13 protein-coding genes are annotated in these 18,130 nt (G+C 65.8%); 6 read left to right on the plus strand and 7 right to left on the minus strand.

Annotated features, from left to right (window positions below):
• Nucleotides 1-33 precede the first annotated feature (33 nt).
• From AWB82_RS01470 to cobA, 7 genes are all read right to left on the minus strand, one after another.
• A complete protein-coding gene (locus tag AWB82_RS01470; RefSeq protein WP_086965070.1) occupies nt 34-2,823 on the minus strand; it encodes an Hsp70 family protein in 2,790 nt (929 codons plus the stop codon).
• Nucleotides 2,824-4,710, minus strand: coding sequence for an Hsp70 family protein (locus AWB82_RS01475; RefSeq protein WP_200818014.1), 1,887 nt, complete (start codon nt 4,708-4,710; stop codon nt 2,824-2,826).
• On the minus strand, nt 4,707-5,300 hold the full coding sequence (locus AWB82_RS01480; RefSeq protein ID WP_086965071.1) for a DUF2760 domain-containing protein: 594 nt from the start codon (nt 5,298-5,300) through the stop codon (nt 4,707-4,709). The genes AWB82_RS01475 and AWB82_RS01480 overlap by 4 nt, the downstream gene beginning before the upstream one ends.
• A gap of 292 nt (nt 5,301-5,592) precedes the next feature.
• Nucleotides 5,593-6,078, minus strand: coding sequence for an adenosine-specific kinase (locus AWB82_RS01485; RefSeq protein WP_086965073.1), 486 nt, complete (start codon nt 6,076-6,078; stop codon nt 5,593-5,595).
• Nucleotides 6,079-6,123: 45 nt separating this feature from the next.
• The gene (locus AWB82_RS01490) at nt 6,124-7,254 is read right to left on the minus strand and encodes a CmpA/NrtA family ABC transporter substrate-binding protein (RefSeq protein ID WP_086965075.1); all 1,131 of its coding nucleotides are present in this window, start codon (nt 7,252-7,254) and stop codon (nt 6,124-6,126) included.
• Between the two features lie 23 nt (nt 7,255-7,277).
• Nucleotides 7,278-7,853, minus strand: a complete 576-nt coding sequence (locus AWB82_RS01495; RefSeq protein ID WP_086965077.1) for an ANTAR domain-containing response regulator — start codon at nt 7,851-7,853, stop codon at nt 7,278-7,280.
• 84 nt (nt 7,854-7,937) lie between these two features.
• Entirely contained in the window at nt 7,938-8,705 is a 768-nt protein-coding gene (cobA, locus tag AWB82_RS01500) for a uroporphyrinogen-III C-methyltransferase (RefSeq protein WP_086965205.1), read from the minus strand.
• A gap of 632 nt (nt 8,706-9,337) precedes the next feature.
• On the opposite strand from cobA, the gene AWB82_RS01505 reads away from it, so the two are divergent.
• The 6 genes from AWB82_RS01505 (at nt 9,338) to AWB82_RS37545 (ending at nt 18,061) form a co-directional block, all read left to right on the plus strand.
• Nucleotides 9,338-10,663, plus strand: a complete 1,326-nt coding sequence (locus AWB82_RS01505; RefSeq protein ID WP_086965079.1) for an MFS transporter — start codon at nt 9,338-9,340, stop codon at nt 10,661-10,663.
• Nucleotides 10,664-10,675: 12 nt separating this feature from the next.
• A complete protein-coding gene (gene nirB, locus AWB82_RS01510; protein WP_086965081.1) occupies nt 10,676-13,216 on the plus strand; it encodes a nitrite reductase large subunit NirB in 2,541 nt (846 codons plus the stop codon).
• A gap of 35 nt (nt 13,217-13,251) precedes the next feature.
• A complete protein-coding gene (gene nirD / locus AWB82_RS01515) occupies nt 13,252-13,596 on the plus strand; it encodes a nitrite reductase small subunit NirD (protein ID WP_086965083.1) in 345 nt (114 codons plus the stop codon).
• The gene (locus tag AWB82_RS01520) at nt 13,593-14,852 is read left to right on the plus strand and encodes an NAD(P)/FAD-dependent oxidoreductase (protein ID WP_086965085.1); all 1,260 of its coding nucleotides are present in this window, start codon (nt 13,593-13,595) and stop codon (nt 14,850-14,852) included. The genes nirD and AWB82_RS01520 overlap by 4 nt, the downstream gene beginning before the upstream one ends.
• Before the next feature lie 28 nt (nt 14,853-14,880).
• Nucleotides 14,881-17,610: a molybdopterin-dependent oxidoreductase gene (locus AWB82_RS01525; protein ID WP_407642965.1), complete on the plus strand. Its 2,730-nt coding sequence runs from the start codon at nt 14,881-14,883 to the stop codon at nt 17,608-17,610.
• A gap of 295 nt (nt 17,611-17,905) precedes the next feature.
• Nucleotides 17,906-18,061, plus strand: coding sequence for a hypothetical protein (locus tag AWB82_RS37545; RefSeq protein ID WP_159462548.1), 156 nt, complete (start codon nt 17,906-17,908; stop codon nt 18,059-18,061).
• Nucleotides 18,062-18,130: the final 69 nt, after the last annotated feature.

The raw sequence follows: 18,130 nt of genomic DNA on the forward strand, positions 1-18,130 counted from the left end.
TTCTGAGAGCGAAGCATTTCCGCCGATGCGCGCTCAACGGATGAGCTTCAGCCCCGCCGGCAGCGTTTCGCCGAACACGCGGCCTTCGTCGGCGCGATCGAGTTCGACGGTCTCGCGGACCATCGCGATCCACGCCTGCGCCATGCCCATCGTTTCGAGGCGTTGAACGACGGCGGCGCGCGCATCGTCGGGCAGATCGCGTGAGCGGTCGCCGGTCATGCGCGCGATCTGCACGGCGGCGAACGCGGCGGGATCGACCTTCTTCCAGTCGAGCGCGAGGATCGCATCGAGCCAGACGACGGCGACATCCGGCGGCACGACGCCGTGCGCGCTGCCGTAAAAGGGCGCGCGCGCGCCGATGCGGCCCAGCGCCCACCAGCTCTGCACGTTCTCCGAAGGCTTCTTGAGACGCGTGAGCAGCCACTCGCCGACTTCGATCTTGCGCTCGACCGGCACGCGTTCGAGCGACGCCGCGAGCCGCACCATGTCCTCGTAACCCGCGCGCGCCGCGCCCGCCGCACGGCGATAGCGGCTCGTGCCGGGCGGCTGGAGCACGAAGGCCATGTCGTCGAGCAGCCTGAGTTGCGCGGCTTCGGGCAAGCCGCCGGCCGCGCGACGCCAGAGCGTCCACCATTCGGACCAGATCTGGCTTTCATTACTGTATTGAATGCCCTGATCGAAGAGCGTCCAGAGTTGCTCGACGCGCCATTCGTCGAGCGGATGCCCGAAGCCCGGACGCATGCAATAGCCCGCGAGATTGAGCCACAGGCGCTCGTGATCGGCGGTGCGGCGGCGCTTTTTCGCGCGCTCGAACAGCGCGCCGAAAAGCTCGCGCAAGAGCGCGATGTCCCAGGTGTCGCGCGGGCCGAGCGTCTGTTCGAGTTGCGCGCGCAGGCGTTTGACTTCTTTCGGACCGACGTCCTGCGAACGCGCGCCGAAAGTGCGATCGATGAGTTCGATGGCTTTCGGCAGCGCCGGATGAGACTCGCTCGCGGTCTCGTCGGTCTGGGCTGCTTCGCGGCGCAGTTGAAATTCGAGCAGCCAGCGTTTGGCGGGATCGTCGACGGCGATGCAGTGCATCTCCAGCGTGCCGACTTCGGTGAGCGAGGTCGTCAGTTGAACCGGCGTTTCGCGCGCCCGGCCATGGTCCGCCGCGCGCGGATCGACGACGGTCGCGATCGGCGGCAGCCGGATGAAATCGCCCGATGCGGCCGCGAGGTCCGCGAGCGCGCCCGCCTCGTAGGCCTTCTCCGACACCGACGACGCCAGGTGAAAGCGTACCGGCGCGCCGAGCGTGAGCGCGAAGGTGCGATCGGCGAGATGGATCGCCTGGCCTTCTTCCGTGCCGCGCGGCAGGACGCAGACGCCGCGCATCGCGTTAGTGTCGTCTTCGAGGAGCAGGAAGAAGCTGCGCGCCGAGCCGCCGCCGATCTTCGGCGCGTGGCCCGCGCGCGCGAGCGCATAGGCGACCGCGCCGCGCGCGACGGCGACATCCGGATTGCCGTTCGCCAGCACGTTGACGGCCTCGCCGCGCCAGCCGGAAAGCGTATCGGCGATGCGGCGCGCGAGCGTATCGGCGCGAAACACGCCGCCGTTCAACAGCAAGGTGTCCGGAATGGCGAGCGTTTCGGCGCTCGCGTCGAGCAGGCCGAGCGCCTTGCGCGCCTCGCCCGCGTGCTGGCCGAGAAACGCCGCGATATGCCGCGTGATGGCCGGATCGCTCGCGTACGGCAGCCCGAACTCGACGATGCCGCCGCGCGAACGGCCGGGCCGATCGCTCGCGGACACCATCGGAAAGAAGCCTTCGACGATGATTCGCTCGATCTCGTCGCGCGTGAGCTCGGCCGAACGCGCGCCGCCGATGAGCTTCGAGCCCGCGCCGAGCAAAGTGATGGACGTGGAATCGGGCGCATTGCCGCCGAGCAATTGCTCCTTCGCCGCGCGGCAGCGCTCGACGAGTTGCGACAGACGCCCGGCGGAAAGCCGAGCATCGTTGCCCGCGAGACGCTTCTCGACGAGATGCGCGAGCGCGAGATCCATGTTGTCGCCGCCGAGCATCAGATGGTTGCCCACGCCGATGCGCGTGAGCACCGGCTCGCCGTTTTCCATCGCGACCTGGATGAGCGTGAGGTCGGTCGTGCCGCCGCCGACGTCGACGATCATCACGAGTCGCGTCGATGCGAGTTCGCCAGCGAGCGTCTCGCGATGATGAAACAGCCAGTCGTAGAACGCCGCCTGCGGTTCCTCCAGCAGCCGCAGCTTTTCGAGTCCCGCCATGCGCGCGGCTTCGAGCGTGAGGGCGCGCGCGCCTTCATCGAACGAGGCGGGCACGGTGAGCACGACGTCCTGCGTGTCGAGCGGCGCGTCCGGAAAGCGCTCGTTCCACGCCGCGTGCACGTGCGCCAGATAGCTCGCGCTCGCGATCACGGGCGAGATTTTTTCGACGTCTTCGTCCGCGCCCCACGGCAGTATCGGCGCGAGACGATCGACCGCCGCGTGCGACAGCCAGCTCTTCGCGCTCGACACGAGCCGTCCGGGCACCTGTGCGCCGAGCGAGCGCGCGAATCTGCCGATGACGGCGGGCGCTTCCATCACGCCCCACGGCAGTTGCAGATCGGCGGGGTTGAGTTCGCCCGGCGCGTAGTGATAGCGCAGCGAGGGCAGAAGCGCGAGCGCCGCGACTTCGCCCGCGCCAACGAGCTGCTCGATCTCGAACACGCGGATATCGTTCGACCCGATCTCCGCGTATGCGACGACCGTATTGCTCGTCCCCAGATCGATGCCGACGCTATACCGCGCGCCCTTTTTCTTACGCGCGGACACTTACAGGCCCATGCCCTGATCCGCGCTCACGCTGCCGCGCACGTCGAACTCGACCTTCCAGCGTTCGGACGAGCCGCGCGGGATCGCTTCGAGTTCGAGCGTGCCCGCTTCGGTCACGCGCGCGTGCAGCTTGACGGGCACGACTTCGCCCGGCGTGCGGCCCTCGGACGGCAGCGACGCTTCGATCTCTTCGAGTTCCTGCAACTCGTCCGGCTGCCAGTATTCGAGCAGCGTGCCGACCTGATCCTGCCGGCGCACCGACGAACCGAAGAAGCGGAAATGCACCGGCTCCCCGACGACGAGCCCGAATTCCTGCGCGGGCAGTTCGGCGTCGGTGCCTTCCTCCATGCCGAACGGCGCGACGCACAGCGCCTGCACGGGCGGCTCCAGTCCGGGGACGGCCGGCATCGCCGATTCGACCGCGACGTAGTACGCGCGCGCCGTGCCGCCACGGATGCGCACGCCCTTGCCGCGCCGCACGTAGCCGTAATAGGCCGCGCCGCGCGCCACCGCGAGATCGAGATCCGCGCCTTCGAGCAGACGCGCGGCGGGCGCGTTCTCGGACGCGAGCCAGCCATTGAGCGTCGTCATCACGCGCTCGACGAGCAGCGGCGACTTGAACGCGCCGCCGTTGAAGAGCACGACGGTCGGATGCAGCAGCGTCGCACCTTGCGGCGTTTGATGTTGCAGACCTTCGACTTGCGCGAGCGCGTTGACCTGACGGCCGAGGAACGCGGCGAGATGGCGTGTGACAGCGGCGTCCTGCGCGTAGGGCAGACCGAGTTGCGTGAGACCGACGCGCGCACGCGAAACGGGTCGCGCGGCGGCATCGACTTGCGGGAAAAAGCCTTCGAGCAGAATTTGCGTGAGTTCGGCGCGCGTCAGTTCCGTGCGCAGCGATCCGCCGATCAGCTTCGAGCCGCGGCTCGGCACGACGAGCGGCACGGCGTCGACGGCCGGATCGGAAAGCAGCGTTTCCTTGGCGGAGCGGCATGCGTAGGTCAGGGCGCGCAACTGCCACGGATCGGGCTGCGTGCCCGCTTGCGCGAGTTTGCGCGCGACGATATGCGCGAGCGCGAGGTCCATGTTGTCGCCGCCGAGCAGGATGTGCTCGCCGACCGCGACGCGATGCAGTTCGAGATTGCCTTCGCGCTCGACGACCGCGATCAGCGAGAGGTCGGTCGTGCCGCCGCCGACATCGACGACGAGAATCACATCGCCCAATTTGACCTGCTTGCGCCAGCCGCCGCTCGACTTCTGAATCCAGCTATAGAGCGCGGCCTGCGGCTCTTCGAGCAGGGTCATGCGCGAGTAGCCGGCCGCGGCGGCCGCTTCGGCGGTGAGTTCGCGCGCGGCGGGATCGAAGGAGGCGGGAATCGTCACGGTGACGTCCTGCTGATCGAACGGCGCTTCGGGGTGGGCGTGATTCCACGCTTCGCGCAAGTGCGTCAGATAGCGCACCGAGGTTTCCAGCGGCGACACCCGCTCGACTTCCTCGGGCGCGTCGGACGGCAGGATCGCCGCGCGCCGATCCACGCCCGGATGACACAGCCAGCTTTTCGCGCTGGAGACGAGGCGGATCGGCGTGCCCGCGCCACGGCTGCGCGCGAGCTCGCCGACGACGAACGTGCGCTCCTGCGTCCACGGCAGCGTGAGATCGCCGGGCGCGAGCTCGTTCTCGTGCGGCAGATAAAGAAACGACGGCAGCAAATCGCGCTCTTCGGCGGCGCCGGGCGCGGTCAGTTGCGAGACGCTCAGCACGCCTTGCACGGTCTTTTCGCCGTCGCTCGCGCTCATGTCGACGTAGGAGAGCGCGCAATGCGTCGTGCCGAGATCGACGCCGATCGAGTAGCGCGCGGGATTATCGTTCGATTGAATATCGCTCACAGTTCCACCTCCGCCGGCGCGACGATGCTCGCATCATGGGACGGCGCGAGCTTCGGCAGGCGCGTGTCCTCGACCTTCCAGCCGCGATGGCTGATGCTGCCCGAAAAAGGCGGCTTGCCGACGACGTTGCCCGTCAGGCGCACGGCCGCGGCGTCGAAGCCTTCCTGCAGCGTGACGCGCGTGCCTTCGGCTTCCGAGCGCACGGGCTTGACCGTGAAATGCTCGCGCAGCACCGCGCGGCAGCCGTCATGCACGAGGCGGGCGGCCGCGCCGATATCGGCGTCGCTGTAATTGGCGATGTCTTCTTCGACGAAATCGATGAAACGCGCATCGCGCTGCAGAAGGCCGAGCAGTTGCAGCGCGGCGACCGGGCTCGCTTCCTTCAGCGCGGACGGCGCGGGTTGCACGGGCTGCACGGGCGCGGCGGCAGGCTTCGGCGGTTGTGGCGCGACGGGCGCGGCTTCGGGCGCATGCGGCGCTTCGCGCAGGCGCTGCACGCGGCCCGCGAACGATGCATTGCCCAGAATGCCGAAGAAGGCGCCGAAGGCAATGCTCATCCTGCCGAAAAAGCCTGGATTCAAATCGGTCATGTGATGCTCCTATAGGCCGCGCGAGGACGACCCTGTCCTCGGGCGGCGCGGGTGGCCGGTGTTCGATGCCGTGTCGGCGGGGGTGATGCCGGGATTCGTCCGTTCATGCGGCTTTCGGGCGCGCCGAAAGGCATGAAGGATCAAAAAAACGCTAACGGCCTTTATACCGTATCCCGTTATTTTCCATGATGTCGCGCCCCGGCCGGAAAAACGCTCCGGATGGGCGCGCGGCGGCGGGCCTCATTCTCGCGATTTGCGCTGCCAAGTCAAGGCGCGGCGGCCATTTCGCGTTTCAGGCCTTGTAGCCGATCTTGCGCAGCAGGTCGTGGCGCCACTTCACGTCCTCGGCGGTTTCGACGCCGAGCGGCGGCAGCCCGTCCACCACGCCGAGGATTCCGCGCCCCTGATCCGTCTGCGCGACGAGCACCTGCGTCGGATTGGCGGTCGCGCAGAAGACGCGGCACACCTCCGGCACGGCCTTGATGGTATTGAGCACGTTCACGGGAAAAAAGCCGTCGCCGAGCACGATGATGAAGCTATGCCCCGCGCCGATATTCTGCGCATTGCGCGCCGCCATCTCGACGCAATGCTCGTCCGTGCCCGAGGTGCGCACGAGCCGCTTGCCCGACGCCTCGCAGAACGCGAGCCCGAAGCGGATGCCGGGCACCGCGCCGACGAGCGCCTCGTGCAGATCCTCGACCGTCTTGATGAAATGCGACTGGCCGAGGATGAAATTGGTGTCCTCGGGCTTGTCGATGCCGATGGCGAGCAGTTCCATGGCGAGTCTCCGGTGCGCGCTGGAGATTCCATGGTAGGCGCTTTTCTACGCGCGCATTTCGAAGCCCGCGAGATACCGCGCCGCATCGCCGCCGTCCCAGACGCGGCCGTCGCAGAAGGTTGCCGCGCGCCGCTCGCCGGGCGTCGCGATGCCCGCGGCCTGCGCTGCGTCGCGGTACAGCGCAGTCTGATTCACGCTCGTCGCGACGGCCGCATCGTCTATATCGGCGTCGAGCATGCCCCAGCGCCGGTATTGCGTGATGAACCATAGCCCGTCCGATACGCGCGGATAGTTGACCGCGCCGTCATCGAAAAAGCGCACGGGCAGCGCGCGCGCATCGCCGCCATCGGACGCGGCGAGGCGCGGCTCGATCAGCGCGCCCGGCACGCCGAGCAACGCGGGCGACGACAGCGCCTGCGCGATCTCCGCGCGATGCGCGCTCGCGTCGAGCCATGCGCAGGCATCGAGCATCGTGCGCACGAGCGCGCGCGCCGTCGCCGGATAAAGCGCGGCGAAATCGCGCCGGCACGCGAGCACCTTCTCCGGATGATCCGGCCAGATCTCGCTCGTGTACGCGACCGTTTTGCCCGCCCCGCGCGCCTCGGCCACGGCATGCCACGGCTCGCCCGCGCAGAAGCCGTCGAGCGCGCCCTCGACGAGCGCATCGGCCATGCGCGGCGGCGGAATCACGATGCTTTCGACATCGCGCAACGGATGCACGCCGTGCGCCGCGAGCCAGTAATACAGCCACATCGCGTGCGTGCCGGTCGGAAAGGTCTGCGCGATGACAGGCGTGCGCCCGAGCGAATGCAGCGCTTCCTTCACGCTCGCGCCGCGTTCCATCGCATCGGCCAAAGGGCGCGATAGCGTGATCGCCTGACCGTTGCGGTTGAGGACCATCAGCACGGCCATATCCGCTTGCGGCCCGCCGATGCCCAGTTGCACGCCATACACGAGGCCATAGAGCGCGTGCGCCGCGTCGATTTCGCCGGACAGCAGCTTGTCGCGCACGGCCGCCCACGATGGCTGACGGCACAGCTCGATCGTGATGCCATGACGTGCGCCGAGATCGCGCAACGCGGCGACGGCGAGCGGCGCGGCGTCGGAAAGGGCGACGAAGCCGAGTCGCAGATGCGTGCGTTCGGGCGCGGGAAAGTTCGTGTCGGACGGGTTCATATCGGGTTCTTGAAGTGCGTCGGCTAGCGCAGCAGATCGGCCATCGAGAGAAGCTGGCGCGCGATCTCCGCGACCTTCACGCCCTGATCCATCGCGCGCTTGCGTAGTGCCGCATAGGCTTCGTTTTCGGACATGCCGCGCTTGTCCATCAGAAGGCGTTTGGCGCGGTCGATGACCTTGCGTTGCTCCAGTTCGTCCTCGACTTTCGTGAGACGCTGACGCAACTGCTCTTCATGCGCGAAACGCGCGAGCGCGACTTCGATGATCGGCGCGAGACGCTCGGGCGCAAGCCCCTCGACGGAATACGCGGTGACGCCCGCGCCGACCGCCGCGCGAATGAACTGCTGATCCGCGTCGTTGCTGAACATGAGCACGGGACGCGGCGCGGCCTTGTTCATCACCGCGAGCTGTTCGAGCGTATCGCGCGACGGCGATTCGGTATCGATGATGACGACATCGGGCTTCTGGCTCTCGACGGCCTTGTGCAGCGCCGAGGGCGCGGCCGCTTCGGCGAGCATGTCGTAGCCCATGCGCGCGAGTTGCTCGCGCAGATCGCCGATGGGCTTGTCGGTGTCGGTGACGAGAAGAACGCGGAGCATGCGGGAAGCGGGAGGCGTCATGCGAAGAACGGCGGAAGCGGCTCTGGCAACTTTAACGCGCCGTCCGCCGTTTGAGAACCCGCTTCATGCTGCATGGGCCAGGCCTTGAGCGTCGTGTGCATGCGCCGCGAACCCGGCCGCTTCGCCGATCGCGCCGCCGATGAGAATTACCGCGGGACTGCCGAGACCGGCGGCGATGGCATCGTTGGCGAGGCGATCGAGCGTCGTCACGAGCCGCTTTTCCTGCGACGACCCCGCGTGCTGCACGACCGCCGCGGGCGTGCTCGCGGGCAACGCATCGAGCAACGCTGCCGTGAGACTCGCGATGCGGCTCATGCCCATATAGATCGCGAGCGTGGTGCCGGTCGCGGCGAGCGCGGCCCAGTCCGGCTGACTGTGATCCTGCATGTGCGCGGTGACGAAGGTCACGCCCTGACAATGATCGCGATGCGTGAGCGAGATGCCGAGTCCCGCGGCCGCCGCGAATCCCGATGACACGCCGTTGACGATATCGACCGGAATATGCGCTTCACGCAATGCGGCGATCTCCTCGCCCGCGCGGCCGAAGAGCAACGCATCGCCCCCTTTCACGCGCACCACGTGCAACCCCATCTTCGCGTAGCGCTGCATGAGGCGCTGAATGAACGCTTGCGGCGTCGACTTGCATCCACCGCGCTTGCCGACGCGAATCACGCGCGCACGCGGCGCGAGCGTGACGATGTCGGCGTTCGCGAGATCGTCGACGAGCAGGATATCGGCGGCGGCGAGCGCCTTTGCGGCGCGCAAGGTCAACAAGTCCAGATCGCCGGGTCCTGCGCTCAACAGAGTGACTTTGCCTTTGATGGTGCTCATCGTTGCTTCCTGAATCTGCTTGCTTGCGTATATGAGGCGCATCGGCGCGGCAAACGCCGATAGCGTCCGCTCGTGTCGCTGCACGATGGGGACGCCCTTGTCCTTGCTTCTCTGAACGAATGTGCCGCGAACGCCGTTGCTCGCAGCGCTTTCAGCAATGCAATAAGCGGGCCATTCGATGAAACCGGGGTTTGGCCGCGTCGATCGCACTGTGCTTGTGCGCGGCCGGCTCGCGCGGCACTGCATCGGCGCAAGCGTGCTTCGTTCGGGTGAACGCTTCGACTAACCGGATAGTACAAAAACCGCGTCATGCAAAGAGCGCGTTCGAGTGCGCTCGCACGGCATCAGTGCTGCGTCGCACCATCGCTGTGCCCGCCTGCATCGAAACGTGCGGCGAAGCGCGTGCGCGCAAGCGGTGCATGCAGCGCGTCGAGCCTTACGCAGCAAGCCTCGCGAGCCGGCGCATCGCGTATGGCATAGCCCTTGCCTTATGTCTGCCCATCGGATCAACGGCGATCCGTCCTGAATACAGCGCCCGGCAAGTGAAGTCATGCGGGCACCGGACAACGGCGTCCCCCGCATCGGCTTCCCGGCCGAATGCGCGGGACGCCTTTCTTTTTTGCGGAAAGACGATGGACAAAGCCACCCGGATCGATCTCTTCAGCATGCGCAGCGCGCCGATGCGCGCCTTCCATCTCACGTGGATGGCGTTCTTCGTGTGCTTCTTCGCGTGGTTCGCATGCGCGCCGCTGATGCCGCTCATCAAACGTGAATACGGCCTCACGGCGGATCAGGTCGCGAACATCAACATCGCGGCCGTGGCCGTGACGATTCTGGTGCGCCTCGTCGTCGGACCGATGTGCGATCGCTTCGGCCCGCGCAAGGTGTATAGCGCGCTGCTGCTCGCCGGTTCGCTACCCGTGCTCGGCGCGGCGTTCTCGACGGGCTACGACAGCTTCCTGTGGTGCCGTCTCGCGATCGGCGCGATTGGCGCAAGCTTCGTCATCACGCAGTACCACACGTCGGTGATGTTCGCGCCGAACGTCGTCGGCACCGCGAACGCGACGACGGCCGGCTGGGGCAACGCGGGCGCGGGCGCCGCGCAGGCGATCATTCCGCTCTTCGTCGCGGCCGCGATCGCGCTCGGCACGGGCGAGGCATCGGCATGGCGCGTCGCGCTGATCGTGCCGGGCATCGCAATGCCGGTGATGGCCTTCTTCTACTGGCGCTATACGCAGGACTGCCCGCAAGGCGATTTCGCGACGCTGCGCCGCGCGGGTATCGCGATCGACGGCGGCAAGAAGGGCGGCTGGCAGAGCTTCGTGACCGCATGCTCGAACTATCGCGTGTGGATGCTGTTCGTCACCTACGGCGCGTGCTTCGGCGTCGAAGTGTTCATCCACAACATCGCGGCGATCTACTACGTCGATCACTTCGGGCTCTCCCTCGCGCAAGCAGGCTTGGCCGCCGGCAGCTTCGGCCTGCTCGCGCTGTTCGCCCGCGCGCTCGGCGGCTGGCTCTCGGACAAGGCTGCCGTGAAGAAAGGCCTCGATATCCGCGCGACGTTGTTGTTCGCGCTGATCGCGGGCGAAGGCGTCGGCCTCTATGCGTTTGCGCATGCGCCGAGCGTCGTGCTCGCCATCGTCGCGATGCTCACATTCGGCCTCTTCACGCACATGGCGTGCGGCGCGACCTACGCGCTCGTGCCGTTCATCGATCGCCGCGCGCTCGGCGGCGTGGCTGGCGTGATCGGCGCGGGCGGCAATGTGGGCGCGGTCGCGGCGGGCTTCCTGATGAAGGGCCTCGGCAACGCGCAGGCAACGCTCTCGATGCTCGGCGTGATCGTCGCGACCACGGCGCTGTGCGCGCTCGCCGTGCGCTTTTCCCCCGAACACAAGGCGCGCGAAGCGGCACTGCGTGAAAGCGCGCTCGCGGCCAATAACGTCATTGCAAACTGAGAAGGCCCCGTCATGAAAATCGTCGTCATCGGCCACGGCATGGTCGGCCACAAGTTCCTCGAATGTCTCGCCGAGAGCGGCGATGAAGCGCTCGACGTGACGGTTCTGTGCGAAGAGCCGCGCGCCGCGTATGACCGCGTGCATCTGACCGAATTCTTCACGGGCAAGAGCGCGGATGATCTTTCGCTCGTCGAGGAAGGCTTTTTCGAGCGCTCGGGCTATGCGTTGAAGCTCAACGCGCGCGCGGTCGCCATCGATCGTGCAGCGCGCACGGTGACGGCTTCGACGGGTGAAGTGCTCGCGTACGACAAGCTCGTGCTCGCGACGGGCTCGTACCCGTTCGTGCCGCCCGTCGATGGCCGCGATCGCGACGGCTGCTTCGTGTATCGCACGATCGAGGATCTCGAAGCGATGCAGGCATGCGGCGCGCGCTCGAAGACGGGCACGGTGGTCGGCGGCGGGTTGCTCGGTCTCGAAGCGGCGAAGGCGCTGCGCGACATGGGGCTGGAAACGCACGTGATCGAATTCGCGCCGCGTCTGATGGCCGTGCAAGTCGACGATGGCGGCGCACGCGTACTGCGCGCGAAGATCGAGGCGCTCGGCGTCACGGTTCATACCGGCAAGAACACGCTCGCGATCGTGGATGGCGAAGGCGCGCTCAACCGCATGAATTTCGCCGATGAAACGCATCTCGACACCGACATGATCGTGTTCTCCGCGGGCATTCGTCCGCGCGACGACATCGCGCGCGCAGCGGGTCTCGATATCGGCGCGCGCGGCGGCATCGTGATCGACGACGCGTGCCGCACGAGCGATGAAGCGATCTACGCCATCGGCGAATGCGCGTTGTGGAAGGGCCAGTTGTTCGGCCTCGTCGCGCCGGGTTACGACATGGCGCGCATCGTCGCGAAACAGATCGTCGGCGAGGATGCGGCGTTCGCGGGCGCGGACATGAGCACGAAGCTCAAGCTGATGGGCGTGGACGTCGCGAGCATCGGCGACGCGCACGGCAAGACGCCGGGTGCTCGCACGTATCAGTACAGCGACGAGCGCAAGCAGGTCTACAAGAAGATTGTCGTGTCCGACTGCGGCAAGTTCCTGCTGGGCGGCGTGATGGTCGGCGATGCAGCCGAATACGGCACGCTGCTGCAAATGATGTTGAACCGGATCGAGTTGCCCGAAGCGCCCGAATTCCTGATCCTGCCATCGAGCGATGGAAAGGCAAAGCCCGCGCTCGGCGTCGAAGCCTTGCCCGATGGCGCGCAAATCTGCTCGTGCAACAACGTAAGCAAGGCGGAGATCTGCGCGGCCGTCTGCGCGGGCGCGACCAGCATCGGCGCGATCAAGTCGTCGTGCAAGGCGGGCGCGTCGTGCGGCGGCTGCGTGCCGCTCGTCACGCAAGTGATGAAGTCGGAGATGAAGCGGCAAGGTCTCGCGGTGAACAATCATCTGTGCGAGCACTTTCCGTATTCGCGTCAGGAGCTTTATCACATCGCGCGCGTGGAAGGACATCGCACGTTCGGCGCGCTGCTCGCGAAGCACGGCAAGGGACGCGGCTGCGATATCTGCAAGCCCGCGGTCGCGAGCATTCTTGCGTCGTGCTGGAATGAATTCGTGCTGAAGAAGGAGCACGCGAGCCTGCAGGATTCGAACGATTACTACCTCGCGAACATTCAGCGCGACGGCACGTATAGCGTCGTGCCGCGCATGGCCGGCGGCGAAGTGACGCCCGACGGTCTGATCGCCGTCGGTCAGGTCGCGAAGAAGTACGGCCTCTATACGAAGATCACGGGCGGCCAGCGCGTAGACATGTTCGGCGCGCGCGTCGAACAATTGCCGTTCATCTGGGAAGAGCTCATCGCGGCGGGCTTCGAGTCGGGTCACGCGTATGGCAAGGCGCTGCGCACCGTGAAATCGTGCGTCGGCTCGACGTGGTGCCGTTACGGCGTCGGCGATTCGGTGGGTCTCGCGATCGAGCTGGAGAACCGCTACAAGGGTCTGCGCACGCCGCACAAGATCAAGTTCGGCGTGTCGGGCTGCACCCGCGAATGCGCCGAAGCGCAAGGCAAGGACGTCGGCGTGATCGCGACGGAGAACGGCTGGAACCTCTACGTTTGCGGCAACGGCGGCATGAAGCCGCGTCACGCCGAACTCATCGCGTCCGATCTCGATCACGACACGCTCGTGCGTTACATCGACCGCTTCCTCATGTTCTACGTGCGCACGGCGGATCGCCTGCAACGCACGAGCGTTTGGCGCGACAACCTCGAAGGCGGCCTCGACTATCTGATCGACGTCGTCATCGGCGACAAGCTCGATATCGCCGCCGAGCTCGAAGCGGAGATGCAGCTCGTGGTCGATACCTACGAAGACGAATGGAAGAAGGCCGTCACCGATCCGCATACACGCCGCCGCTTCCGTCACTTCGTCAACAGCGAACAGGGCGATGCGAACGTGACCTTCGTCGAGGAGCGCGGCCAGATTCGCCCCGCGACGCTCGAAGAGCGCAAGTCGAAGCTTACCGATATTCCCGTCGTTGTCGAAACCGTCTGACTCATTGACTCATCGCACACACCAAGGAGCGCATCATGAACGACCGCATCGAACAGGACTGGACCGCCGTTTGTGAACTCGATGACATCGTGCCGGATACGGGCGTCTGCGCCCTTGTGAAGGGCGCGCAAGTCGCGGTGTTTCATCTCGCGGGCGAAGACGCGGCCGTGTATGCGATCGACAACTACGATCCGCATTCGCAGGCGGCCGTGCTGTCGCGCGGCATCGTGGGAAGTCTGGGCGAGCGCGTGGTCGTGGCATCGCCGATCTACAAGCAGCATTTCGATCTGCGCACGGGCGAATGCCTTGAAACGCCGGAGCTTTCGGTGAGCGCGTATCGCGTGAAGGTCGCGGGCGGCAAGGTGTGGATCGCGGCATGAAAACAGAATATGCGGTTGCGGGCATGGCTTCGTTGAAGCACGTCGCGTCGCGCCAGCGGCTCGTGGTCATCGGCAACGGCATGGCCGGCATGCGCACCGTCGAAGAGCTGCTGAAGATCGCGCCCGATCTGTACGACATCACGGTGTTCGGCGCCGAGCCGTATGGCAACTACAACCGCATTCTGTTGTCGCCGGTGCTCGCGGGCGAGAAGAGCGTCGACGACATCATTCTCAACACGCGCGAATGGTACGACGCGAACGGCATCGCGCTGCATGCGGGCGATGCCGTGATCGAGATCGATCGCGCGCGGCGCATCGTGCGCTCGGAGAAGGGCGTGGAGGCGCGCTACGACCGTCTGTTGATCGCGACCGGCTCGAAGCCTTTCATCATTCCGGTGCCGGGCTGCGATCTTCCCGGCGTGATCGCGTTTCGCGATATCCAGGATGTCGCGACGATGCTGGACGCGGCGCGCGATCATCGGCATGCGGTGATCATCGGCGGCGGCTTGCTCGGGCTCGAAGCGGCCAACGGCTTGCAGCGGCAGGGCATGTCGGTGACGGTCGTGCATTCGAGCGAAAGCCTGATGGATCGTCAACTCGACGCCACCGCATCGGCGTTGCTCAAGCGTTCGCTCGAAGCCAAAGGCCTCAACTTCGCGATGGCCGCGCAGACCGCCGAGATCGTCGGCGCCGACCGCGTGCGCGCCGTGCGTTTCGCGGACGGCACGCAGATCGACGCGGACCTCGTTGTGATGACGGCGGGCGTGCGCCCCAACATCGCGCTCGCAAAAGACGCGGGCCTGCATTGCGAGCGCGCGATCGTCGTTGACGACACGTTGCAGACCTTCGATCCGCGCGTCTATGCGGTGGGCGAATGCGTGCAGCATCGCTCGGCGACGTTCGGACTCGTCGCGCCGATCTGGGATCAGGCGCGCGTCGCGGGCGCGCATCTCGCGGGCGCGGGGCATCGCCGTTATGTGCAGCGCGCGACCGCGACGAAGCTCAAGGTGACGGGCGTCGATCTGTATTCGGCGGGCGATTTCATCGGCGGCGGCGACAGCGAGGATCTCGTGCTGCGCGATCCGCGCCGTGGCGTCTACAAGCGTCTCGTGTTGCAGGCGGGACGTGTTATCGGCGCGGTGCTGTATGGCGACGTGAAGGACGGCGGCTGGTACTTCGATCTGATTCAGAGCCGCGCGGACATATCGCATTTGCGCGGCAAGCTTCTCTTCGGCAAGACGCTTTGCGAAGCCTGAGACAAAGCCAAGGACATTGAACGTGAGCATGCCCATCATCCCGATTCAACCTGCTACCGTCAAAACAACATGCCCGTATTGCGGCGTCGGTTGTGGTGTGAACGCGTCGCCGAAGAGCGCGACCGAAGTGTCGATCGCCGGTGATGAAACGCATCCGTCGAATTTCGGCCGTCTGTGCGTGAAGGGGTCGGCGCTCGGCGAAACAGTGGGGCTCGAAGGGCGCCTGCTCAATCCGAAACTGCGCGATCGCGGCACGGGCGCGTTCACCGACGCATCGTGGGCGGACGCGATCGGCACGGTTGCGAGTGGCTTCTCGCGGATCATCGCGGAGCACGGTGCGGACGCGGTCGCGTTCTATGTGTCGGGGCAGTTGCTCACCGAGGACTACTACGTCGCCAACAAACTGATGAAGGGCTACATCGGCAGCGCGAACATCGATACGAACTCGCGGCTATGCATGTCGTCGTCGGTGGCGGGGCACAAGCGCGCGTTCGGCGAAGACCTCGTCCCGATGAGTTACGAGGACCTCGAACTCGCGGACCTCGTCGTGCTGGTCGGCTCGAATACGGCATGGTGTCATCCGATTCTCTTTCAGCGCATCGTGAAGATGAAGGAGACGCGCCCGGAGATCAAGATCGTCGTCATCGATCCGCGTTATACCGCGACCTGCGAGATGGCCGATCTGCATTTGCCGCTCAAGCCCGGCAGCGATGTGCCGCTGTTCAACGGCCTGCTCGCGTTTCTCGCGGAGCACGGCGCAATCGACGCGCCTTTCGTCGATGCCCATACCAACGGTTGCGATGAAGCGCTCGCCGCGGCAGGATTGTCGGATCTCGCGCAGACCGCGAGGGATTGCAAGCTGGATCAACACGACCTGATGGAGTTTTATCGCCTGTTCGCGCGCACGGATCGCGTGGTGACGGTCTACTCGCAAGGCGTGAATCAGTCGAGCGCGGGCACGGACAAGGTGAACAGCATCATCAACTGCCATCTCGTGACGGGGCGCATCGGCAAGCCGGGCATGGGACCGTTTTCCTTCACCGGCCAGCCCAACGCGATGGGCGGACGCGAAGTGGGCGGCCTCGCGAATACGCTCGCCGCGCATCTGGAATTCGGCGATCCGCTGCATGGCGAGATCGTGCAAACGTTCTGGAACTCGCCCGCGATTGCCGAGCGTGCCGGATTGAAGGCCGTGGAATTGTTCGACGCCATCGAAGCGGGACGCGTGAAAGCCGTGTGGGTGATGGGCACGAATCCGGTCGTGAGCCTTCCCGATGGCGATCGCGTGAAGCGGGCGCTCGACAAGTGCGAACTCGTGGTCGCGTCCGACATCGTCGTGAAGACGGATACCAACGCGTTCGCCGACGTGCTGCTGCCCGCGCTCGGCTGGGGCGAGAAGGACGGCACCGTGACGAACTCGGAGCGGCGCATCTCGCGGCAACGTGCGTTTATTCCGGCGCCGGGCAAGGCGCGCGCGGACTGGCTCATCGTCTGCGATGTCGCGCGGCGCATGGGCTTCGAAGGCTTCGATTTCGCGGGTCCGCATGAGATCTTCGACGAGCACGCGCGCTTGAGCGCTTACCGCAACGATGCATCGACGGGCGTGCATCGCGCGTTTCATATCGGCGGGCTGGTCGGACTCGATCGCGCGAAGTACGACGCGTTGCAGCCGGTGCAATGGCCGTTGACTGCATCGGCGCAAGCGGGCACGGCGAGGCTTTTCGAAGACCACCGCTTCAGTCATCGCGATGGCCGCGCGCGCTTCGTCGCCACCATTGCGCGTGCCCCGGTCAACGCGCCCGACGACGACTATCCGCTCGTGCTGAACACGGGCCGCGTGCGCGACCAATGGCACACGATGACACGCACGGGCCGCTCCGCGAAGCTCGCCGGACACATCAGCGAATCGTTCATCGACATGCATCCGCAAGACGCGCTCGCATGCGGCGTGCGCGAGGGCGAACTCGCGCGCGTGTCGAGCCGCTGGGGTTCGATGATCGCGCGCGTGCAGCACGGCGGCGGCATGCCGCGCGGCAGCGTGTTCGTGCCGATTCACTGGAACGATCAGGTCGCCTCCGATGCGCGTGTCGGCGCGGTGGTGAATCCCGTCGTCGATCCGGTTTCGGGTGAGCCGGAGTTCAAGCACACGCCCGTTGCAATCGAGAAATTTCACGTCACGTGGCATGGCTTTTCGCTCTCTCGCGCCGCGCCCGATCTCGACGGCGTCACGCACTGGACGCGCGTGCATGGCGAGCGCTTCGTCCGCTACGAAATGGCGGGCCGCAATCGTTTCGATGCATCGCACGGCGATCATCACGACTGGGCGCGCGCGCTCTTTCACATCGACGATCGACATGCGGACTGGATCGAATACGAAGACAAGAGCGCCGGTGTGTATCGCGCGGCGCATGTGGTGGATGAGCGCATCGAGAGTTGCGTGTTCATCTCGGAGCGGCCCGATCTGCCGGCGCGCGCATGGCTCGCGACGCTCTTCGAAAAGGACCGGCTGGAGGACGAAGACCGCGCGAGCCTTCTGCTCGGCCAGCCGATAGGCAAGGGCGAGGACACGGGGCCGACGGTGTGTTCGTGCTTCGGCGTCGGACGCAACACGATCTGCAATGCGATTCGCGAGAAGGGATTGAAAACCGCCGCGGAAATAACGTCGTGTGTGAAGGCGGGCGGCAACTGCGGATCGTGCGTGCCGGAGCTGAAGAAGCTCATCGTCGAAACGGAAATGGCGCGCCTTTCCACGGTCTGATTGCTGCGTGGCCTACCGCACGAACGCGGGCGCATGTCGCCCGCGTTTGCGTTTTTCAGCCGTCCCACTATGCGCGCTCGTCCGTGAAAACCCGCGAAAACAGGGCGTTTCCGGGGTATTGGTATGCTCGAATGAGCGCTCGCCAACCAAAACCCTTACGATTTGTTACGACGTGAAATAGTGTGTTGGATTCCCCACGCTTTCCCCGATTCATCTTCCGTACAGTCACCTCAAAACACAGGCACTAAACAAACAGACGCCTGAGAACAACACCAAAAGTAATACGGGGATTGCGATGAAGAACGCAAAACAAATGGGCCAGGCGCAAGGTCAGCGCGCCACGATCCGCTCGACGGAAGCCACGAGCCCGTCTCAACTCATCATCGGCATGCACGAACGACGGCTTCATTTGATCGAAGCTCGCGACGTTCGCATCTCGCACCGACTCTGATCCGCTTAACCGCGCCGCAGGCGCGTCCTGTCTCGAACGCCCACTGATTTTCACGCTGCTTCATCGACG

It is taken from the genome of Caballeronia glebae, assembly GCF_001545035.1.
Lineage (GTDB): Bacteria > Pseudomonadota > Gammaproteobacteria > Burkholderiales > Burkholderiaceae > Caballeronia > Caballeronia glebae.

What these genes read in the sequence shown, in the direction of transcription:
- AWB82_RS01480 (WP_086965071.1), bottom strand. Translation starts at nt 5,300, where the DNA reads ATGACCGATTTGAATCCAGGCTTTTTCGGCAGGATGAGCATTGCCTTC.
- AWB82_RS01485 (WP_086965073.1), bottom strand. Translation starts at nt 6,078, where the DNA reads ATGGAACTGCTCGCCATCGGCATCGACAAGCCCGAGGACACCAATTTC.
- AWB82_RS01490 (WP_086965075.1), bottom strand. Translation starts at nt 7,254, where the DNA reads ATGAACCCGTCCGACACGAACTTTCCCGCGCCCGAACGCACGCATCTG.
- AWB82_RS01495 (WP_086965077.1), bottom strand. Translation starts at nt 7,853, where the DNA reads ATGCTCCGCGTTCTTCTCGTCACCGACACCGACAAGCCCATCGGCGAT.
- cobA (WP_086965205.1), bottom strand. Translation starts at nt 8,705, where the DNA reads ATGAGCACCATCAAAGGCAAAGTCACTCTGTTGAGCGCAGGACCCGGC.
- AWB82_RS01505 (WP_086965079.1), top strand. Translation starts at nt 9,338, where the DNA reads ATGGACAAAGCCACCCGGATCGATCTCTTCAGCATGCGCAGCGCGCCG.
- nirB (WP_086965081.1), top strand. Translation starts at nt 10,676, where the DNA reads ATGAAAATCGTCGTCATCGGCCACGGCATGGTCGGCCACAAGTTCCTC.
- nirD (WP_086965083.1), top strand. Translation starts at nt 13,252, where the DNA reads ATGAACGACCGCATCGAACAGGACTGGACCGCCGTTTGTGAACTCGAT.
- AWB82_RS01520 (WP_086965085.1), top strand. Translation starts at nt 13,593, where the DNA reads ATGAAAACAGAATATGCGGTTGCGGGCATGGCTTCGTTGAAGCACGTC.
- AWB82_RS01525 (WP_407642965.1), top strand. Translation starts at nt 14,881, where the DNA reads ATGCCCATCATCCCGATTCAACCTGCTACCGTCAAAACAACATGCCCG.
- AWB82_RS37545 (WP_159462548.1), top strand. Translation starts at nt 17,906, where the DNA reads ATGAAGAACGCAAAACAAATGGGCCAGGCGCAAGGTCAGCGCGCCACG.